At 68.0% G+C, this 14,368-nt stretch carries 17 protein-coding genes and 1 pseudogene; 11 read left to right on the top strand and 7 right to left on the bottom strand.

All coding sequences use genetic code 11. The features are described from left to right. A pseudogene (locus Q673_RS0118555) lies at positions 1 to 226 on the top strand (sodium-independent anion transporter); the annotation flags it as partial. 69 nt (positions 227 to 295) lie between these two features. After that, positions 296 to 1,000 (top strand): DNA-binding transcriptional regulator CsiR, encoded by a 705-nt coding sequence (gene csiR, locus Q673_RS30925; RefSeq protein ID WP_023006622.1) that lies wholly within the window; start codon positions 296 to 298, stop codon positions 998 to 1,000. Here the strand turns inward: csiR and sugE are convergent, their stop codons facing one another. Continuing rightward, positions 1,001 to 1,321 (bottom strand): quaternary ammonium compound efflux SMR transporter SugE, encoded by a 321-nt coding sequence (gene sugE / locus Q673_RS30920; protein WP_023006621.1) that lies wholly within the window; start codon positions 1,319 to 1,321, stop codon positions 1,001 to 1,003. Between the two features lie 164 nt (positions 1,322 to 1,485). Between sugE and Q673_RS30915 the strand changes: the two genes are divergently transcribed. Beyond that, complete coding sequence (locus Q673_RS30915; protein WP_023006620.1) at positions 1,486 to 1,698, top strand: ribbon-helix-helix protein, CopG family; 213 nt, start codon at positions 1,486 to 1,488, stop codon at positions 1,696 to 1,698. 22 nt (positions 1,699 to 1,720) lie between these two features. Here the strand turns inward: Q673_RS30915 and Q673_RS30910 are convergent, their stop codons facing one another. The 3 genes from Q673_RS30910 to Q673_RS30900 are packed head-to-tail and all read right to left on the bottom strand — an operon-like array spanning position 1,721 to position 4,142. Further along, entirely contained in the window at positions 1,721 to 2,665 is a 945-nt protein-coding gene (locus tag Q673_RS30910) for a biotin-dependent carboxyltransferase family protein (RefSeq protein WP_023006619.1), read from the bottom strand. Next, on the bottom strand, positions 2,662 to 3,384 hold the full coding sequence (gene pxpB, locus Q673_RS30905; protein ID WP_031218405.1) for a 5-oxoprolinase subunit PxpB: 723 nt from the start codon (positions 3,382 to 3,384) through the stop codon (positions 2,662 to 2,664). Before pxpB ends, Q673_RS30910 begins: the two co-directional genes overlap by 4 nt. After that, entirely contained in the window at positions 3,381 to 4,142 is a 762-nt protein-coding gene (locus tag Q673_RS30900; protein ID WP_023006617.1) for a 5-oxoprolinase subunit PxpA, read from the bottom strand. The genes pxpB and Q673_RS30900 overlap by 4 nt, the downstream gene beginning before the upstream one ends. 199 nt (positions 4,143 to 4,341) lie before the next feature. On the opposite strand from Q673_RS30900, the gene Q673_RS30895 reads away from it, so the two are divergent. The 4 genes from Q673_RS30895 (at position 4,342) to Q673_RS30880 (ending at position 7,839) form a co-directional block, all read left to right on the top strand. Further along, complete coding sequence (locus Q673_RS30895; protein WP_023006616.1) at positions 4,342 to 5,346, top strand: TRAP transporter substrate-binding protein; 1,005 nt, start codon at positions 4,342 to 4,344, stop codon at positions 5,344 to 5,346. A 64-nt stretch (positions 5,347 to 5,410) separates the two neighbouring features. Continuing rightward, complete coding sequence (locus Q673_RS30890) at positions 5,411 to 5,962, top strand: TRAP transporter small permease (RefSeq protein WP_023006615.1); 552 nt, start codon at positions 5,411 to 5,413, stop codon at positions 5,960 to 5,962. A gap of 15 nt (positions 5,963 to 5,977) precedes the next feature. Continuing rightward, a complete protein-coding gene (locus tag Q673_RS30885; RefSeq protein WP_023006614.1) occupies positions 5,978 to 7,273 on the top strand; it encodes a TRAP transporter large permease in 1,296 nt (431 codons plus the stop codon). Positions 7,274 to 7,305: 32 nt separating this feature from the next. Beyond that, complete coding sequence (locus Q673_RS30880) at positions 7,306 to 7,839, top strand: winged helix DNA-binding protein (protein WP_023006613.1); 534 nt, start codon at positions 7,306 to 7,308, stop codon at positions 7,837 to 7,839. A 16-nt stretch (positions 7,840 to 7,855) separates the two neighbouring features. On the opposite strand, the gene Q673_RS30875 is transcribed toward Q673_RS30880, so the two are convergent. Beyond that, positions 7,856 to 8,656 (bottom strand): hypothetical protein, encoded by an 801-nt coding sequence (locus Q673_RS30875; protein WP_152527123.1) that lies wholly within the window; start codon positions 8,654 to 8,656, stop codon positions 7,856 to 7,858. 84 nt (positions 8,657 to 8,740) lie between these two features. Between Q673_RS30875 and Q673_RS36750 the strand changes: the two genes are divergently transcribed. From Q673_RS36750 to Q673_RS30855, 4 genes are all read left to right on the top strand, one after another. Continuing rightward, on the top strand, positions 8,741 to 9,082 hold the full coding sequence (locus Q673_RS36750; protein WP_023006611.1) for a hypothetical protein: 342 nt from the start codon (positions 8,741 to 8,743) through the stop codon (positions 9,080 to 9,082). Between the two features lie 110 nt (positions 9,083 to 9,192). Continuing rightward, the gene (locus Q673_RS30865; protein ID WP_023006610.1) at positions 9,193 to 9,951 is read left to right on the top strand and encodes an amino acid ABC transporter substrate-binding protein; all 759 of its coding nucleotides are present in this window, start codon (positions 9,193 to 9,195) and stop codon (positions 9,949 to 9,951) included. 9 nt (positions 9,952 to 9,960) lie between these two features. After that, entirely contained in the window at positions 9,961 to 10,635 is a 675-nt protein-coding gene (locus tag Q673_RS30860) for an amino acid ABC transporter permease (RefSeq protein ID WP_023006609.1), read from the top strand. After that, on the top strand, positions 10,632 to 11,393 hold the full coding sequence (locus Q673_RS30855) for an amino acid ABC transporter ATP-binding protein (protein WP_023006608.1): 762 nt from the start codon (positions 10,632 to 10,634) through the stop codon (positions 11,391 to 11,393). Before Q673_RS30860 ends, Q673_RS30855 begins: the two co-directional genes overlap by 4 nt. Before the next feature lie 49 nt (positions 11,394 to 11,442). Here Q673_RS30855 and Q673_RS30850 read toward each other — a convergent pair whose 3' ends face one another. Next, positions 11,443 to 13,266, bottom strand: coding sequence for a protein kinase domain-containing protein (locus tag Q673_RS30850; protein WP_023006607.1), 1,824 nt, complete (start codon positions 13,264 to 13,266; stop codon positions 11,443 to 11,445). 97 nt (positions 13,267 to 13,363) lie between these two features. After that, positions 13,364 to 14,368 (bottom strand): 2-oxo acid dehydrogenase subunit E2 (locus Q673_RS30845; RefSeq protein WP_023006606.1); only part of this gene is annotated, 1,005 nt, incomplete at its 5' end.

Raw genomic sequence — 14,368 nt, 5'->3', positions numbered from 1 at the left:
CAACCTGATCGACGCCTCGGCGCTGGAGAGCCTGGATGCCATCAACGCGCGCCTGCAGGAGGCGGAGGTCACGCTGCACCTGGCCGAGGTCAAGGGGCCGGTGATGGACCGCCTCAAGCGCAGCGACTTCCTCGACGACCTGACGGGCCGTGTCTTTCTCAGCACCTATACCGCCTGGCAGGCGCTCAAGACGAGCCCAGAGGCGGGCAATGAGGAGGCGACATAGCCGGGCGGCATTAACCCGGGAGCCGATATTCGGCTACCATGTCAGGCACACGGACAAAATGACGACATCATGGATACCATGCCCCTCGACACCCCGGCGTCCCGCGAGAACCTCGGGATTAGCGCCTACCATCGCCTGAAGAAGGACATCATCCGCAACGTCTTCAAGCCCGGCGAGAAGCTGCTGATGAGTCGGCTGAAGGAGCGCTACGACCTGGGTGTCGGCCCCCTGCGCGAGGCGCTCTCCCAGCTGGTGGCGGAACGCCTGGTGGTGGCAATCAGCCAGCGGGGCTTCCGCGTGGCGCCGATGTCGCTGGCCGAGCTGGCCGACCTCTACGACGCCCGGGCCCACATCGAGGGGCTCCTGCTGGCGCTGGCCATCGAGCGCGGCGACGACAGCTGGGAGGCCGAGATCCTGGCCCGCGCCCACACCCTCTCCAAGGTGATGGAGGTCAACACCCCCGAGGAGCTGCTCGAGGTCTGGGACACCCGGCACCAGGCCTTCCACACCGCCATCGTCAGCGGCTGTGGATCCCCCCACCTGCTGCAGATTCGCCAGAGCCTGTTCGACCAGGTGGAGCGCTATCGCCACCTGTGGCTGCGCGAGACGGTGCTCTCCGAGGAGGCGCTGGAGCGCAAGCGGCGCGAGCACGCCGCCCTGGTCGAGGTGATCCTGGCCCGCGACAGCGAGCGCGCCACCGCCATGATGCGCGAGCACCTGATGACTCCGGTGCCGATCATCACCGAGGCCATGCGCCAGCAGGGGCTGACCTGATCACCCCGCCAGCTTGAGTCCGACCAGGCCCGCCAGCACCAGCACCAGGCTCGCCAGGCGCAGCAGCGAGGCGCTGTCACCGTAGATCAGGATGCCCAGCAGCACGGTACCCACGGCGCCGATGCCGACCCATACCGCATAGGCGGTGCCCACCGGCAGTGCCTTCATCGCCTGGGCCAGCAGGTAAAAGCTGGCCAGCATCGTAGTCACGGTGAACAGGCTCGGCCACAGCCGAGTGAAACCCTCCGTGGCCTTCATCCCCAGCGCCCAGGCCACCTCCAGCAGCCCCGCGATTACCAGCAGCGTCCAGGCCGTTGCCATCGTCGTGAAGTCCCTGTTCCGGCGAGGCCGTCCCCGCAGCGTGGAAAGCAAGCCGGGTCGTCCCGACGCCATTTGCCGAAGAATCTGTCATGCTAGCGACATGAAGGCCTGCAAGGATGGCCAATGTGGAGTGCAACGGCAAGCCTCAACCCGGAGACCGCGTCATGCCCCATATCCTGAGACTGTCCAGGGAGCTGGAAGCCCGCCTCGAGCGCCTCGCCGAGGCCACCGGCCTCAGCCGCTCGGTACTGATCGAACGCTGCCTCGAGGGCGGTGTCGCCGCCCTCGAGGTCGAGCTGCTGATGGAGGACGCCCAGCCGACCCGCGCCGGCGCCAGCATCGACCAGCTGCTGCGCGAGAGCGGCCTGGGCGCCTGATGATGTCCTGAAGACCGGGCGCTCAGCCGGCCACGGCGTCGCGGAAACGGCGCAGCGTCGCCAGGGAACGCTCGAGGGTGCTAGGCCGAAGGCGTATCTCCTGACCCGGCAGGCACTGGGCCAGCCGGGCGGCCGCAAGCGGCGTCAGCGCGCCCAGCCGCGGATAGCCCCCGATGGTCTGGCGGTCGTTGAGCAGCGCGATGGGCTGACCGTCGGGGGGTACCTGCACCGCCCCGAGCCCGATCCCCTCGGAGATCAGCGAACCGATCCGGCAGCTCAGGCGCGGGCCGGTCAGCCGCACCCCCATGCGATCGGCACGCTCGTCCACCCGCCAGGGGCGATTGAAGGCGGCGAACAGGCTATCACCGCTGAAATCAGCCACCTGCGCCCCGGGCAGCAGCGGCAGCGTCGCAGGCTCCGCGTAGTCGGGGCGCTCCCCTTCCGGCACTTCCTGCTTGGCGACTCGCCGGCCCGCATCGGCGCTCACCGCCAGGCGGTCGCCGTCGGCAAGCTTGCTGCCACGACCATCGAAGCCCCCCAGCCCCTCACGCACCACGCAACTGACGCTGCCCAGTACCGGCTCGGCCTGGAAGCCCCCCGCCACGGCCAGGTAGGCGCGCAGGCCATGACGCGGCGAACCGAAGGTCAACCTCTGCCCTTCCCGCACCGTCACCGCCTCCCACAGCGGCAAGAGGCTCTCGTCGAGGGTCGCCCCCAGGTCGGCACCGGCCACGGCGAGGGTCAGGTCACGCTCCGCCACCAGCGTCAGGCCACCGAAGGTGATCTCCAGCGCCGCCGCCCCCCAAGCGTTACCAGCCAGGCGGTTGGCCCAGGCCCAGCCGTGCAGATCGGCTGGCCCGCCCTGGGTCACGCCCAGGCGGCGCACGCCGAACCGTCCGGCATCCTGCAGCAGGGCCAGGGGGCCGGCACGTTCGACGCGAAACCCGATAACGGTATATTGGTTCATGGACGCACCTCCATCGGCGTGGCGTTACCGCCCTGGCGCTCGAAGGTGGCACGATCCACCGCCACGAAGCGCACCCGGTCCCCCACCCTGAGCAGGCTGAAACCGTCGCGGTCGCGATCGAAGAGGCGCGCGGCGGTACGCCCCAGCAGGTTCCAGCCACCCGGCGTGACCGCCGGGTAGGCGGCAGTCTGGCGGCCGGCGATGGCCACGCTGTTAACCGGCACCCGCTGGCGCGGCGTGTCCAGGCGCGGTACCTCCAGGCGCTCGTCGAGCAGCCCCATGAAGGCGAAGCCGGGAGCGAAGCCCAGGGCGAAGACGCGATAGTCGCGCCCGGCGTGACAGTCGATCACGTCCTCCACGCTCATGCCGGCATACCGGGCGACCCTCTCGAGGTCGGGTCCGACGCTGGGGTCGTACCAGGTGGGCAACTCATGCACCTCGCCCGTGCCGAGCTCTTCGTCGGGCTCAAGGGTGGCCAGCAGCGACTGCAGGCGCTGGCGGGCGGAGGCCGGCGCCAGGTGCAGCGGGTCGAACACCACCAGCAGGGTGGTATAGGACGGTACCAGGTCCACCAGGGCCTCACCGAAGGCCTCCTCGCAGCGGCGCGCCAGGGCGCCGAGCCAGGCCAGGTTGCCCTCGTCGATGCACTCGAAGAGGCGCACCATCCAGCCATCGAGGCCGGCGGACTCGATCCGCGGCAATCCAGGATCCTGCCTCATGCGCTCGCCCCGAGACCGCTCAGTGCCTGGCGAATGGCCTTCACCGCGGCGATGGACTCCGGGTTGTCACCATGCACGCAGAGGGTGTCGGCGGCCAGTACCAGCTCACTGCCATCGTTTGCCGTCAAGGGCTTGCCGCTGGCGATGCGCACCGCCTGGTCGACGATCACCTCGGGGTCATGGTGGACGGCGCCCATCTCGCGACGCGAGACCAGCCGCCCCTCGCCATCGTAGGCGCGGTCGGCGAAGGCCTCGAACCACAGGGTGACGCCCTGAGCCTCGGCCAGCTCGCGCACCGCCGAGGTGTCCCGGGTCGCCATGGTCATCAACGGCAGGGAGGGATCGAAGGCCAGGATCGCCCGCATCACCGCGGTCATGATCTCGGGGTCGCGGGCCATGTCGTTGTAGAGGGCGCCGTGGGGCTTGACGTAGCTCACCGCCAGCCCCTCCGCGCGGCACACCCCGGAGAGGGCACCGAGCTGGTAGAGCACCAGGTTCTCCACCTCCTCGGCGGAGCAGGCCAGGGAGCGCCGGCCGAACCCCACCATGTCGGGATAGGCGGGATGGGCACCGACCCGCACGCCGTGCCGGGCGGCGAGCCGCACCGTCATGCGGATCACGTCGGGGTCGGAGGCATGGAAACCGCAGGCGACATTGGCCAGGTCCACATGGGGCATCACCTCATGGTCCATGCCCATCACCCAGGGACCGAAGCTCTCGCCCATGTCGGCATTGAGCAGCAAGGGACGCGATGGCATGAGGCTCTCCTGATCGAAATGTCTTGATGAATTTATCAACAATTTATAGATAACACATCATCCATTCGTCTAGTTAACGTTGACGAAGATAACAGGACCCGCCTAACCTCGCCCCATCGTCACGGCTACACTCTGAGCGTAGTCGGTGACATTCGACACGCGACCCGCACAACAACGAACACTCAACGAGGACCTTTCGATGCCTGCGATCCAATCCCGCCTTCCCCACCTGGCCACCGCCGCGGCCCTGGGCGCCAGCCTGGCCACCCTCTCCACGGGCGCCGTCGCCGCCACCGAGTGGGACATGCCGACGCCCTATGGCGATCGCACCTTCCACACCGTGAACATCCGGGAGTTCGCCGACGACGTGCGCGAGGCCACCGACGGCGAGCTGGACATCACCGTGCATTCCAACGGTTCGTTGATCGGCCACGCCGAGATCAAGAACTCGGTGCGCCGGGGCATCGTGCCCATGGGCGAGCTGATCATGTCGCGTCTCGCCAACGAGAATCCGATCTTCGAGGTGGACTCGGTGCCCTACCTCGCCGCCAGCTACGAGGAAGCCTGGCAGCTGTGGGAGGCCTCGCGGGAGATCATCGCCGAGGAGCTCGAGCACCAGGGGCTGCGGCTGCTGTTCGCCGTGCCGTGGCCGCCCCAGGGCATCTATACCAACCAGGCGGTCGAGAGCGGCGATGACCTCCGCAACCTGAGCATGCGTGCCTACAACACCGCCAGCGAGCGCATCGCCCAGCTGGTCGGCGCGGTGCCCACCCAGGTGGAGGTCCCTGACATCCCCACCGCCTTCAGCACCGGCCGCGTCGACGCCATGATCACCTCGCCGGCCACCGGTGCCGACACCAAGGCGTGGGACTACCTGAGCCACTTCAACCACGCCCAGCTGTGGCTGCCCAAGAACATGATCATCGTCAGCGAGCGCGCCTTCTCGCGCCTTGACGAGACTACCCAGCAGGCGCTGCTGGACGCCGCCGCCGAGGCCGAGACCCGCGGCTGGGAGATGAGCCGCCAGGAGACCGACGATGCCATCGCGGTGCTCGAGGAGAACGGCATCGAGGTCAGCGAGCCGAGCGAGGCGCTGACCGAAAAGCTCCGTGAGGTGGGCGAGACCATGACCCAGGAGTGGGTCGAACGCGCCGGCGAGCAGGGGCAGGCCATCCTCGAGGCCTACCGCAACGCCGGGGAGTGACCCCGGCCCCACCGCCCCGGCCACTCAGGCCGGGGCACCAACGATACACCCTCGGGATCCGCTCATGACCTACCGCCTCCGCCCCCTCTATCACCTCGGCGGCTACCTGGCCGCGGCCTGCCTGAGCCTGATCTGCCTGCTGATCACCGCCCAGATCCTCGGGCGCATCGTCGACCAGGTGGCCACCTGGGTCGGCGGCAACCGCATCGGCCTGGCGATCCCCGGCCTCGCCGAGATCTCCGGCTTCCTGCTGGTCGGCGCCAGCTTCCTGGGGCTGGCCTACACCTTCGTGCATGGCGGCCATATTCGCGTCACCCTGCTGATCGGCCGGCTGCCCCCGGCCCTGCGCGCCTGGGTCGAGGTCTTCTGCCTCGTCGTCGCCCTCGCGCTCTGCCTCTACCTGGCGTGGAACCTCTACTGGCTGCTGGCCGATAGCATCGCCTTCAACGAGAGCTCCTACGGGCTGGTCAGCATCCCGCTGTGGATCCCCCAGTCGGCGATGCTCGCCGGGGTGGTCCTGTTCTGCCTGGCGCTGGCGGAGGGGCTCTGGCAGACGCTGGTCGCCGCCATCCGTGACCCGCACGCCTTCACCATCGACGACAGCGGCCACGAGTGAGCCCGGAGACCTGACATGCTGACCATGATGCTCGTACTCTTCGGCGCCCTGCTGCTGCTGCTCGGCAGCGGCGTCTGGGTCGCCTTCTCGCTGCTGGGGCTGGGCTGGCTGGGCCTCTCCCAGTTCTCCTCGGTGCCCACCGGCAGCGTGATGGCGTCCGATATCTGGGGCTCCAGCTACAGCTGGGAGCTGACCGCCCTGCCAATGTTCATCTGGATGGGCGAGATCCTGTTCCGCTCGCGCCTGGCCGACGACATGTTCACCGGGCTCTCGCCCTGGATGCAGCGCATCCCCGGCCGCCTGCTGCACACCAACGTGGTGGGCTGTGGCCTGTTCGCCGCCGTCTCCGGTTCCTCGGCCGCCACCTGCGCCACCATGGGCAAGATGAGCATCCCCGAGCTGACCCGGCGCGGGTACGACGAGAAGCTGGTGATCGGCACCCTAGCGGGCTCCGCCACCCTGGGCCTGCTGATCCCGCCGTCGATCATCCTGATCGTCTACGGCGTGGCCACCGACCAGTCCATCGCCCGCCTGTTCATGGCCGGCATCCTGCCCGGGCTGCTGCTGATCTCGCTGTTCGCCGGCTACCTGATGCTGTGGTCCTGGCGCTATCCCGACAAGGTGCCCCCCGCCGAGGATCGCCTGCCGCTGGCCGAGAAGCTGCGCCGCGCCCGGCGCCTGATCCCGATGCTCGCGCTGATCGTCGGCGTCATCGGCTCGATCTATGCCGGCCTGGCCTCGCCCACCGAGGCGGCCGCCGTGGGGGTGGTGCTGTCGCTGCTGCTGGCACGCCTGCAGGGCAACATGAACCGCGCCACCTTCCGCGACGCCCTATTGGGGGCGGTGCGCACCTCCACCATGATCGCCTTCATCCTGGCCGGCGCCTCCTTCCTCACCGCCGCCATGGGCTTCACCGGGCTGCCCAGCGACCTGGCCGCCTGGATCGGCACCCTCGGCCTCTCGCCGTGGATGCTGATCATGGCGCTGACGCTGTTCTTCATCCTGCTAGGCTGCTTCCTGGATGGCATCTCGGTGGTGGTGCTCACCACCTCCATCATGCTGCCCATGGTGGAGGCGGCGGGCATCGACCTGATCTGGTTCGGCATCTACCTGGTCATCGTGGTGGAGATGTCGCAGATCACCCCGCCGGTGGGCTTCAACCTCTTCGTGCTGCAGGGCATGACGGGGCGCAACATCCTCTCCATCGCCTGGGCCGCCCTGCCCTTCTTCTTCCTGATGATGCTGGGGGTGGTCCTGATCTGGCTGTTCCCGGGCATCGCCACCTGGCTGCCCCAGGCCATGGCCAACTGACCCTCAACAATGACCGAGGAGCGTGACCACCGATGGACACGGAACGCCGCACCGCCAAGGGGGCCTCTCGGGGCCCCATCGTCTCCTCCGCCCACCTCTCCCATCGCGCCCAGGAGCAGTCGGAGTTCGAGTTCGGGCTGATCATCGCCTCCCACGCCTTCACCCGCTGGATGGTGCGCTGCATGACCGCGGCGGGCTACCCGGAGCTCGGCCCGCTGGACGTGCTGGTACTGCATAGCGTCAACCATCGCGAGCGTGCCAAGCGGCTCGCCGACATCTGCCTGGTGCTCAATGTCGAGGACAGCCACACCGTGACCTATGCGCTCAAGAAGCTCACCAAGCTCGGGCTGGTCCATGGCGAGAAGCGCGGCAAGGAGACCTTCTTCCACTCCACCGAGGAGGGGCGCAGCACCTGCCAGCGCTACGCCGAGATCCGCGAGGACTGCCTGATCGAATCGCTCTCATCGCTGGGGATCGAGCCCGAGGAGACCAGCCGCCTGGCGGGCATGCTGCGGGCGATGTCGGGCATCTACGACCAGGCCGCCCGGGCCGCGGCGTCGCTGTAGCTCGTATCGGGCGGGCTCAGGCCGCCTCGCGGGTGAAGAGGCGCCGGGCGCGCCACAGGCTGAACATGAACAGCAGGAAACTGGTGGCCATGGCGGCCGCCAGGGAGAGCGCGAACACCAGCATCCCGGGCAGCTGCCCCACTCCCAGGTAGCTCACCGAGCAGAACGCGAGCAGGCTCAGCATGCCGCGCTGGGTCATACTCACCGTCATGCGTGCGACCTCGGCGCCGTAGCGCTCGTGGAGTGCCCAGGCGATGGTCAGGATGCCGGCGGGAAACCCCAGGATGACCCCGGAGACCCCCGGTCCCGCCCGCGCGGCGAGGGTGGTGGCCAGGCTCACCAGCCCACCGGCCAGCAGGCCGCGCAGCAGCAGGTCGAGCCAGCCCGAGCTCGCCACCACCACCGGCTGCCCCAGGCGCAGCCAGCGATTGACCCCCTCGGCCAGCACCAGCAGCACCAGGTAGGCACCCAGCGCGCCCGCCAGGCCGCCGGGCAGGAAGGTGAACAGCAGCGACGCCGGCAGCCACAGCAGGCTGGCGAGCCCCAGGCTCCTGAGCGCCGAGAGCCGGCCGGCGGTCATCACGAAACACACCGTGAACAGCAGGGTCGCCAACAGGGCATGCAGGGTGGAGAGCACCGCCTCCTGCACGAAGGCCGAGGGCTGCTCGCGCAGCATGAAGAAGTAGCCGGGCCCCAGGATCACCGGGGTGCCGGCCAGTATCCCGCCAAGGCGCGGCCCCACCCGGGCCACCGCCAGGGCGACCAGGATCACGATGCCGGCGGTGGCCAGCAGTTTGAAGAGCATCGGCGCTAACATCTGAGTTCCGTACACGGAGTGGAGAGAAGGGTTACCTCGGTAACGGTGCCATTCCGGACCAGCTCGTAGGGAGCGCTCTGGACCATGGCCATCACCGGCCTCGGCGTCATCAGCGCCCAGCACACCGGACTCCCCCACGCTGAAGCGCGACCCTGCCGGATTGACGTGGGTGAAGGACGCCACGGCATAGTAGCAGGCCAGAATATCGAAGGGGATCTCCTCGCGGGGAACCAGTCCCAGGTCTCCGATGTGTGCCCGCAGTCGCGGGTTGGTCAGCGCCTGGGGTTCATGCAGCATTGCGAACTGGTCGCCCCTGGCGACATCGTCGAAGAGCTCGATGGGCGGGTACGTGGAAGGAGCGGTTCTCCCGCGACGGGGGCCGAAGCGCCGGCACGCGGTGACCGGCAGCGACAGCAGCTCAAATAACCAATGGCTATTGGAAACGGCGCTGCCTTATTCTTTACTGTGTGTAGCCAACAGCGACACAGACGTCGCGATCTCTCCCCCTGACTTCAGCAGACATACAGGAGTACCGCATGCTCAAGCGCTTAGCCCTTACCGCCGTGGCCGCAAGCCTGATGACCGCTGGCGGCCTGACCCAGGCCGATGAACACACCATCAGGGTCGGCATGTCCGGCGGCTACTTCCCCTTCACCTTCGTCGAGCAAGACACGCTCCAGGGCTTCGAGGTGGATGTCATGGAGGCCGTGGCCGAGGAGATGGACGTCGAGGTCGAGTTCGTCACGGCGAACTTCTCGGGACTCTTCGGCATGCTCGAGTCGGGGCGCATCGACACCATCGCCAACCAGATCACCATCACCGAGGAGCGCGCCGCCAAGTACGCCTTCACCCAACCCTACGTCTATGACGGCGCCCAGATCGTGGTGCGGGAAGGCAACGAGGAGATCCAGGGCGTCGAGGACCTGAAGGGCAAGACCGTCGCGGTTAACCTCGGCTCCAACTACGAGCAGCTGCTGCGCGAGCTGCCCTACGCCGACGAGATCGACATCCGCACCTACGAGAGCAACATCGAGCAGGACACCGCCCTGGGGCGCGTCGACGCCTTCGTCATGGACCGGGTGAGTGCCAGCCAGGTGATCAAGGAGAAGCCGCTGCCGCTGGCACTGGCCGGCCAGCCCTTCTCCGAGATCCGCAATGCCCTGCCGTTCCGCGACACCGAAGAGGACCGAGCCTTGCGTGACCGCGTCGACGCCGCCCTGACTCGGCTGCGTGAGTCGGGCGAGCTCGCGGCCATCTCCGAAGAGTGGTTCGGCACCGACATCACCCGCCGCTGAGGCGCTTCCATGCAAGTGCTCGATGTCGACTACATGCTGGGGCTGGTGCCCATCCTGCTGCGCTACCTGCCGCTGACTCTGCAGATGGCCGCCGTGGGAATGGCGCTGGCTCTGGTGCTGGCCTGCGGCCTGGCCGTGATTCGCGTGCTGCGCATCCCGGGCCTCAACGCCGCCACCCTGCTCTTCATCTCCTTCTTCCGCGGCACGCCGCTGTTGGTGCAGCTGTTCCTCTTCTACTACGGCTTGCCCCAGTTGATGGCCTTCCTGACCCAGATCAACGGCGTGACCGCCACCATCATGGGCCTGACCCTGCACTTCTCGGCCTACATGGCCGAGTCCATCCGTGCCGCCATCGTCGGGGTGGACCGGAGCCAGACGGAGGCGGCCCTCTCGATCGGCATGACCAACAGCCAGCTCATGCGGCGCATCGTGCTGCCCCAGGCCACGCGTGTCGCGGTGCCGACGCTGATGAACTACTTCATCGACATGATCAAGGCGACCTCCCTGGCCTTCACCCTGGGGGTCACCGAGCTGATGGGTGCCACCCAGAAGGAGGCCGCCGGCAGCTTCCTCTACTTCGAGGCCTTCATCACCGTGGCGATCTTCTACTGGGTGATCGTCGAGCTGCTGGCCTGGTTCCAGCGGCGCCTGGAAACCCGACTCAACGAGGCCTATCGCCGATGATCAAGGTAGAGGGACTCATCAAGCGCTTCGGCGGAACCGCCGTGCTCGACGGCATCGACCTGGCCATCGAGCAGGGCGAGATCATCGTGGTGATCGGCCCTTCGGGGACCGGCAAGTCGACGCTGCTGCGCTGCCTGAACTTCCTCGAGCGCCCGGATGCCGGCCGGCTGATCATCGGTGATCTGGACGTGGACGTCACCCAGGCCAGCCGGGCGGACATCCTGACCGCCCGGCGGCGCACGGCCTTCGTGTTCCAGAACTACGCGCTGTTCGCCAACAAGACGGCGCTTCAGAACATCGCCGAGGGGCTGATCGTCGTCAATCGCTGGCCGAAGGAGAAGGCGTATGCGCGGGCCAGGGAGATCCTGGAGCGCATCGGCCTGGCCGACAAGGCCGATGCCTATCCCGCCTCCCTGTCCGGAGGCCAGCAGCAGCGGGTGGGTATCGGTCGCGCCATGGCGGCCCAGGCCGAGGTGATCCTCTTCGACGAGCCGACTTCCTCGCTGGATCCGGAGTGGGTCGAGGAGGTGTTGAACCTGATGAAGCAGCTGGCGCGAGAGCGCCAGACCATGCTGGTCGTCACCCATGAGATGAGCTTCGCCCGGGACGTGGCGGACCGGGTGATCTTCATGGAGGGCGGTCGCATCGTCGAGCAGGGACCGCCCGACCAGCTCTTCGGTTCGCCGCAGGATCCCCGTACGCGAGATTTCCTGCACAAGGTGCTGGCCACCCAGGTATCGATCGACACGCCGGGCTAAGCCAGTGCCTGCCAGGCCCTCGCCGTCGAGCGACCTGGCGAAGGCGCCGCTACTCCGCCACCTGGCGCGGGTTGCGCGGGTAGAAACGCTCCGGCTGGCGCTCCACGTGGGGGAAGAAGCGGGTGTCCTTGTAGGGCATCTTCATGAAGCCGGAGACGCCGAGGCCCTCTATCCTCCCCACGGCCTCGAGGATCTCCTCGAGGCGGGCGCGGAACTCGGCCTCCCGGGAGGGATCGAGCAGGCGGTAGTAGCTGTGGATCTTGAGGTGGTGGGGAAGCGCCTCGAAGATGATCATCCCGGTATGGTGGATCTCGTTGAGCGCCTCCAGGGCGACGATGATCGCCTCGGGCAGCACCAGGAACTCCTCGGGGTCTGGGCCGTCCTCGAAGTAGCTGTGCAGGCGGGTGCGATCCTCCAGCTCCGGCACCGCGCTGACCTCGTAGTGAAGGCGCATGCCGGGCTCGAGCACGAAGGGCTGCGCCGGGCTCTCGCGCTCCAGGTGTAGGGTGTCCCGGGCATTGAACAGGCAGCTCTTGAAGATCCCCTGACGGTAGATCGCCCGGGCCAGGTGCACCATGTTGTTGACCGCCGAGCGGAAGGCGGCCTTGAGTTCGGGGTCGTGGAGATTCAACGAGGTGTCGATGTAGACCCCGTCGCTCTCCCAGCGCACCGCAAGCCCGCCCACCACCGGATAGCGACCCAAGCGACTCACCGCGGCGAGGAAGGCCTTCTCGGTCTCGCCCATGCCCTGCATGAAGTTCTTATAGTAGCGATCGAGCTGCACGTCATTGACGTCGTTCAGGGTCTCCGGCGCCCCCTCCTCGCGCAGGAAGGCCTTGCGCGAGCTGTACACCACGGTATCGATCTCGCGCCCCGCGGGCCGCGCCCACACCGGCACCAGCGGCGCCTCGGCGGGCTCGGGCAGGTCGATCATCACGGTGCGGGCGAGCCTCGGCATCTCGCGGATGAAGTGGTCGCCGGCCCGCATACGCAGCCGCGGGTCGGGGTCGAGCATGCCATCCAGCATCCTCGCGAACTCCACCGGCAGGCCCAGGGAGGTGGCGGGGATCGCCCGGTGCCCGAAGCGGCAGGACTGGGCCGAGGCCAGCGCGTAGAGGGTGCCGGCGGCCCCCTGCTCGTCGAAGCGTGGCGAGGAGAGCGCCCCGTTCAGCTGCTCCTCGCCGATGAAGTAGACGTCGCCCAGGCGGGCATTGGTCTGCTGCAGGTTGTCCGACATCAGCTCCATGACGTTGGCCGCCACGAACTGCTGGTTGGCATCGAGCTGGGCGAACACCGAGGAGCCCCAGTCGATCAGCGCGATGGTCTCGTCGCGGGCGTCGAAGACCAGGTTGGAGGGCTTGATATCGCCATGCACGATGGGCTTGCCGGCGGGTCCGGACTCGCGCCTCAGGGTACGCAGGATATCGGCGAGCTGATCGGCGATGCGCACGACCAGCCTTGGCGAGAGCCGCCCCTCGCGCAGCGAGACCTCCTCCAGGTTGTGCCCCGGGGCGCGCTGCATCACCAGGATCGACTGGTGGCGCAGCCGCTGGAAGGCGATCAGCCGCGGCACTCGGGGGTGGTCGACCTGCTCCAGCATGAAGGCCTCCTCCTCGAGGCGGTCCTGTAGGTGCTGGGGCAGGTTGACCCGGGTGAACTTGAAGACGTAATCGTCGCCCAGGGCAGTAACCCCGGCGAACACGAAGCCATAGGCGCCCTTGCCCACCAGCTCGATCTCCCGATAGCCGAGCTGCTCCAGCTGCTCCTGACACAGCGCCACCCAGGCCTTGAGCTTGCGGGCATCGCCGTGGCTGAGCAGGTAGATCGACTGCTCTTCCGGGATATAGAACTGCTGCAGGGGCGCCTGGGGCATGGCTTCATCTCAGCGGGTGGAAACACTGCCGGGCGCCTGTCGGCGCCATTCGCCCGGCGAAGCCGGCCTCCTACTCAGGAAACTCCAGCTCATGGCGTCAGCTCAAGTGGAGAAGCATCGACTCGGGCGCTTCCAGGTAGCCCTTCCAGGCATTGCAGAAGCGGGCGATGGTGCCACCGTCGATGATGCGGTGATCGCCGGCCCAGGTGACGGTCATGATCGCCCGCTTCACCACCCGATCGTCGGCGTCGAAGCGGGGCAGCCACTGGGTCTTGCCGATGGCGACGATGGCCGACTCGGGGGCGTTGATGATCGGGGCCGCATAGGTGCCCCCCAGGACGCCGATATTGGAGATGCTGATGGTGCCCCCCTTGAGATCCTCCTGGGCCACCTTGCCGGCTCGCGCCGCCTCGGTCAGCCGCGCCACCTCGGCGGCGATACCCAGCAGCGAGAGCCGCTCCACCCCCTTGACGTTGGGCACCAGCAGCCCGCTGCGGCTGTCCACCGCCATGCCGACGTTGACCGACGGCAGGTAGTGGATCTCGTCGCCGGCGTCGTTGAGCCGGGCGTTGAGAATCGGGGCCTCGCGTACCGCCAGTGCCATCGCCTTCATGAAGAAGGGCATCAGGGTGAGTCGCGAGCCCTCGGCCAACGGCTTCAACCGCTCGCGCAGCGCCAGCAGCTCGGTGACGTCGATCTCCTCGCCGTACTGGAAGTGGGGAATGGTGGACGCCGACTCCACCATGCGCCGGGCCATGACCGCGCGCACGCCACGCAGTGGCTCCACCCGCACCTCGCCCTCGGTGGGGAAAGGCGTCGCCGGAGCGACATGCCCCTCGGCGGTCGGTGATGCCGACGGTTGCCCGGCAGCGGTGTCAGTCGTCTTCTCCTCGAGGTGGCGCAGCACGTCCTCCTTGAGCACGCGCCCCTGCTTGCCGCTACCCGGCACCTCTTCCAGGGCGAGGCCATGCTCGCGCAGCAGGCGGCGCACCGCGGGGGCCGCCGGAATCCGGCCATAGGGGCCGCGCCCCTGCGCCGCCGGGGACGCCGTCTTGGCCGGCGCGGAGGACTCGACCCGGCGCGTGGCCGCCGCGGCGGGGGG

The organism is Halomonas sp. PBN3 (assembly GCF_000475415.1).
GTDB classification, from domain to species: Bacteria; Pseudomonadota; Gammaproteobacteria; order Pseudomonadales; family Halomonadaceae; genus Halomonas; species Halomonas shengliensis.
This window is presented reverse-complemented; position numbering and strand designations above follow the sequence as displayed.

Excerpts from the sequence above, each read along its gene's own strand:
- Q673_RS30860 (WP_023006609.1), top strand. The coding sequence starts at position 9,961 with ATGCAAGTGCTCGATGTCGACTACATGCTGGGGCTGGTGCCCATCCTG.
- Q673_RS36750 (WP_023006611.1), top strand. The coding sequence starts at position 8,741 with ATGGCCATCACCGGCCTCGGCGTCATCAGCGCCCAGCACACCGGACTC.
- Q673_RS30865 (WP_023006610.1), top strand. The coding sequence starts at position 9,193 with ATGCTCAAGCGCTTAGCCCTTACCGCCGTGGCCGCAAGCCTGATGACC.
- csiR (WP_023006622.1), top strand. The coding sequence starts at position 296 with ATGGATACCATGCCCCTCGACACCCCGGCGTCCCGCGAGAACCTCGGG.
- Q673_RS30885 (WP_023006614.1), top strand. The coding sequence starts at position 5,978 with ATGCTGACCATGATGCTCGTACTCTTCGGCGCCCTGCTGCTGCTGCTC.
- Q673_RS30900 (WP_023006617.1), bottom strand. The coding sequence starts at position 4,142 with ATGCCATCGCGTCCCTTGCTGCTCAATGCCGACATGGGCGAGAGCTTC.
- Q673_RS30855 (WP_023006608.1), top strand. The coding sequence starts at position 10,632 with ATGATCAAGGTAGAGGGACTCATCAAGCGCTTCGGCGGAACCGCCGTG.
- Q673_RS30850 (WP_023006607.1), bottom strand. The coding sequence starts at position 13,266 with ATGCCCCAGGCGCCCCTGCAGCAGTTCTATATCCCGGAAGAGCAGTCG.
- Q673_RS30890 (WP_023006615.1), top strand. The coding sequence starts at position 5,411 with ATGACCTACCGCCTCCGCCCCCTCTATCACCTCGGCGGCTACCTGGCC.
- Q673_RS30895 (WP_023006616.1), top strand. The coding sequence starts at position 4,342 with ATGCCTGCGATCCAATCCCGCCTTCCCCACCTGGCCACCGCCGCGGCC.
- pxpB (WP_031218405.1), bottom strand. The coding sequence starts at position 3,384 with ATGAGGCAGGATCCTGGATTGCCGCGGATCGAGTCCGCCGGCCTCGAT.
- Q673_RS30880 (WP_023006613.1), top strand. The coding sequence starts at position 7,306 with ATGGACACGGAACGCCGCACCGCCAAGGGGGCCTCTCGGGGCCCCATC.
- Q673_RS30910 (WP_023006619.1), bottom strand. The coding sequence starts at position 2,665 with ATGAACCAATATACCGTTATCGGGTTTCGCGTCGAACGTGCCGGCCCC.
- sugE (WP_023006621.1), bottom strand. The coding sequence starts at position 1,321 with ATGGCAACGGCCTGGACGCTGCTGGTAATCGCGGGGCTGCTGGAGGTG.
- Q673_RS30875 (WP_152527123.1), bottom strand. The coding sequence starts at position 8,656 with ATGTTAGCGCCGATGCTCTTCAAACTGCTGGCCACCGCCGGCATCGTG.
- Q673_RS30915 (WP_023006620.1), top strand. The coding sequence starts at position 1,486 with ATGCCCCATATCCTGAGACTGTCCAGGGAGCTGGAAGCCCGCCTCGAG.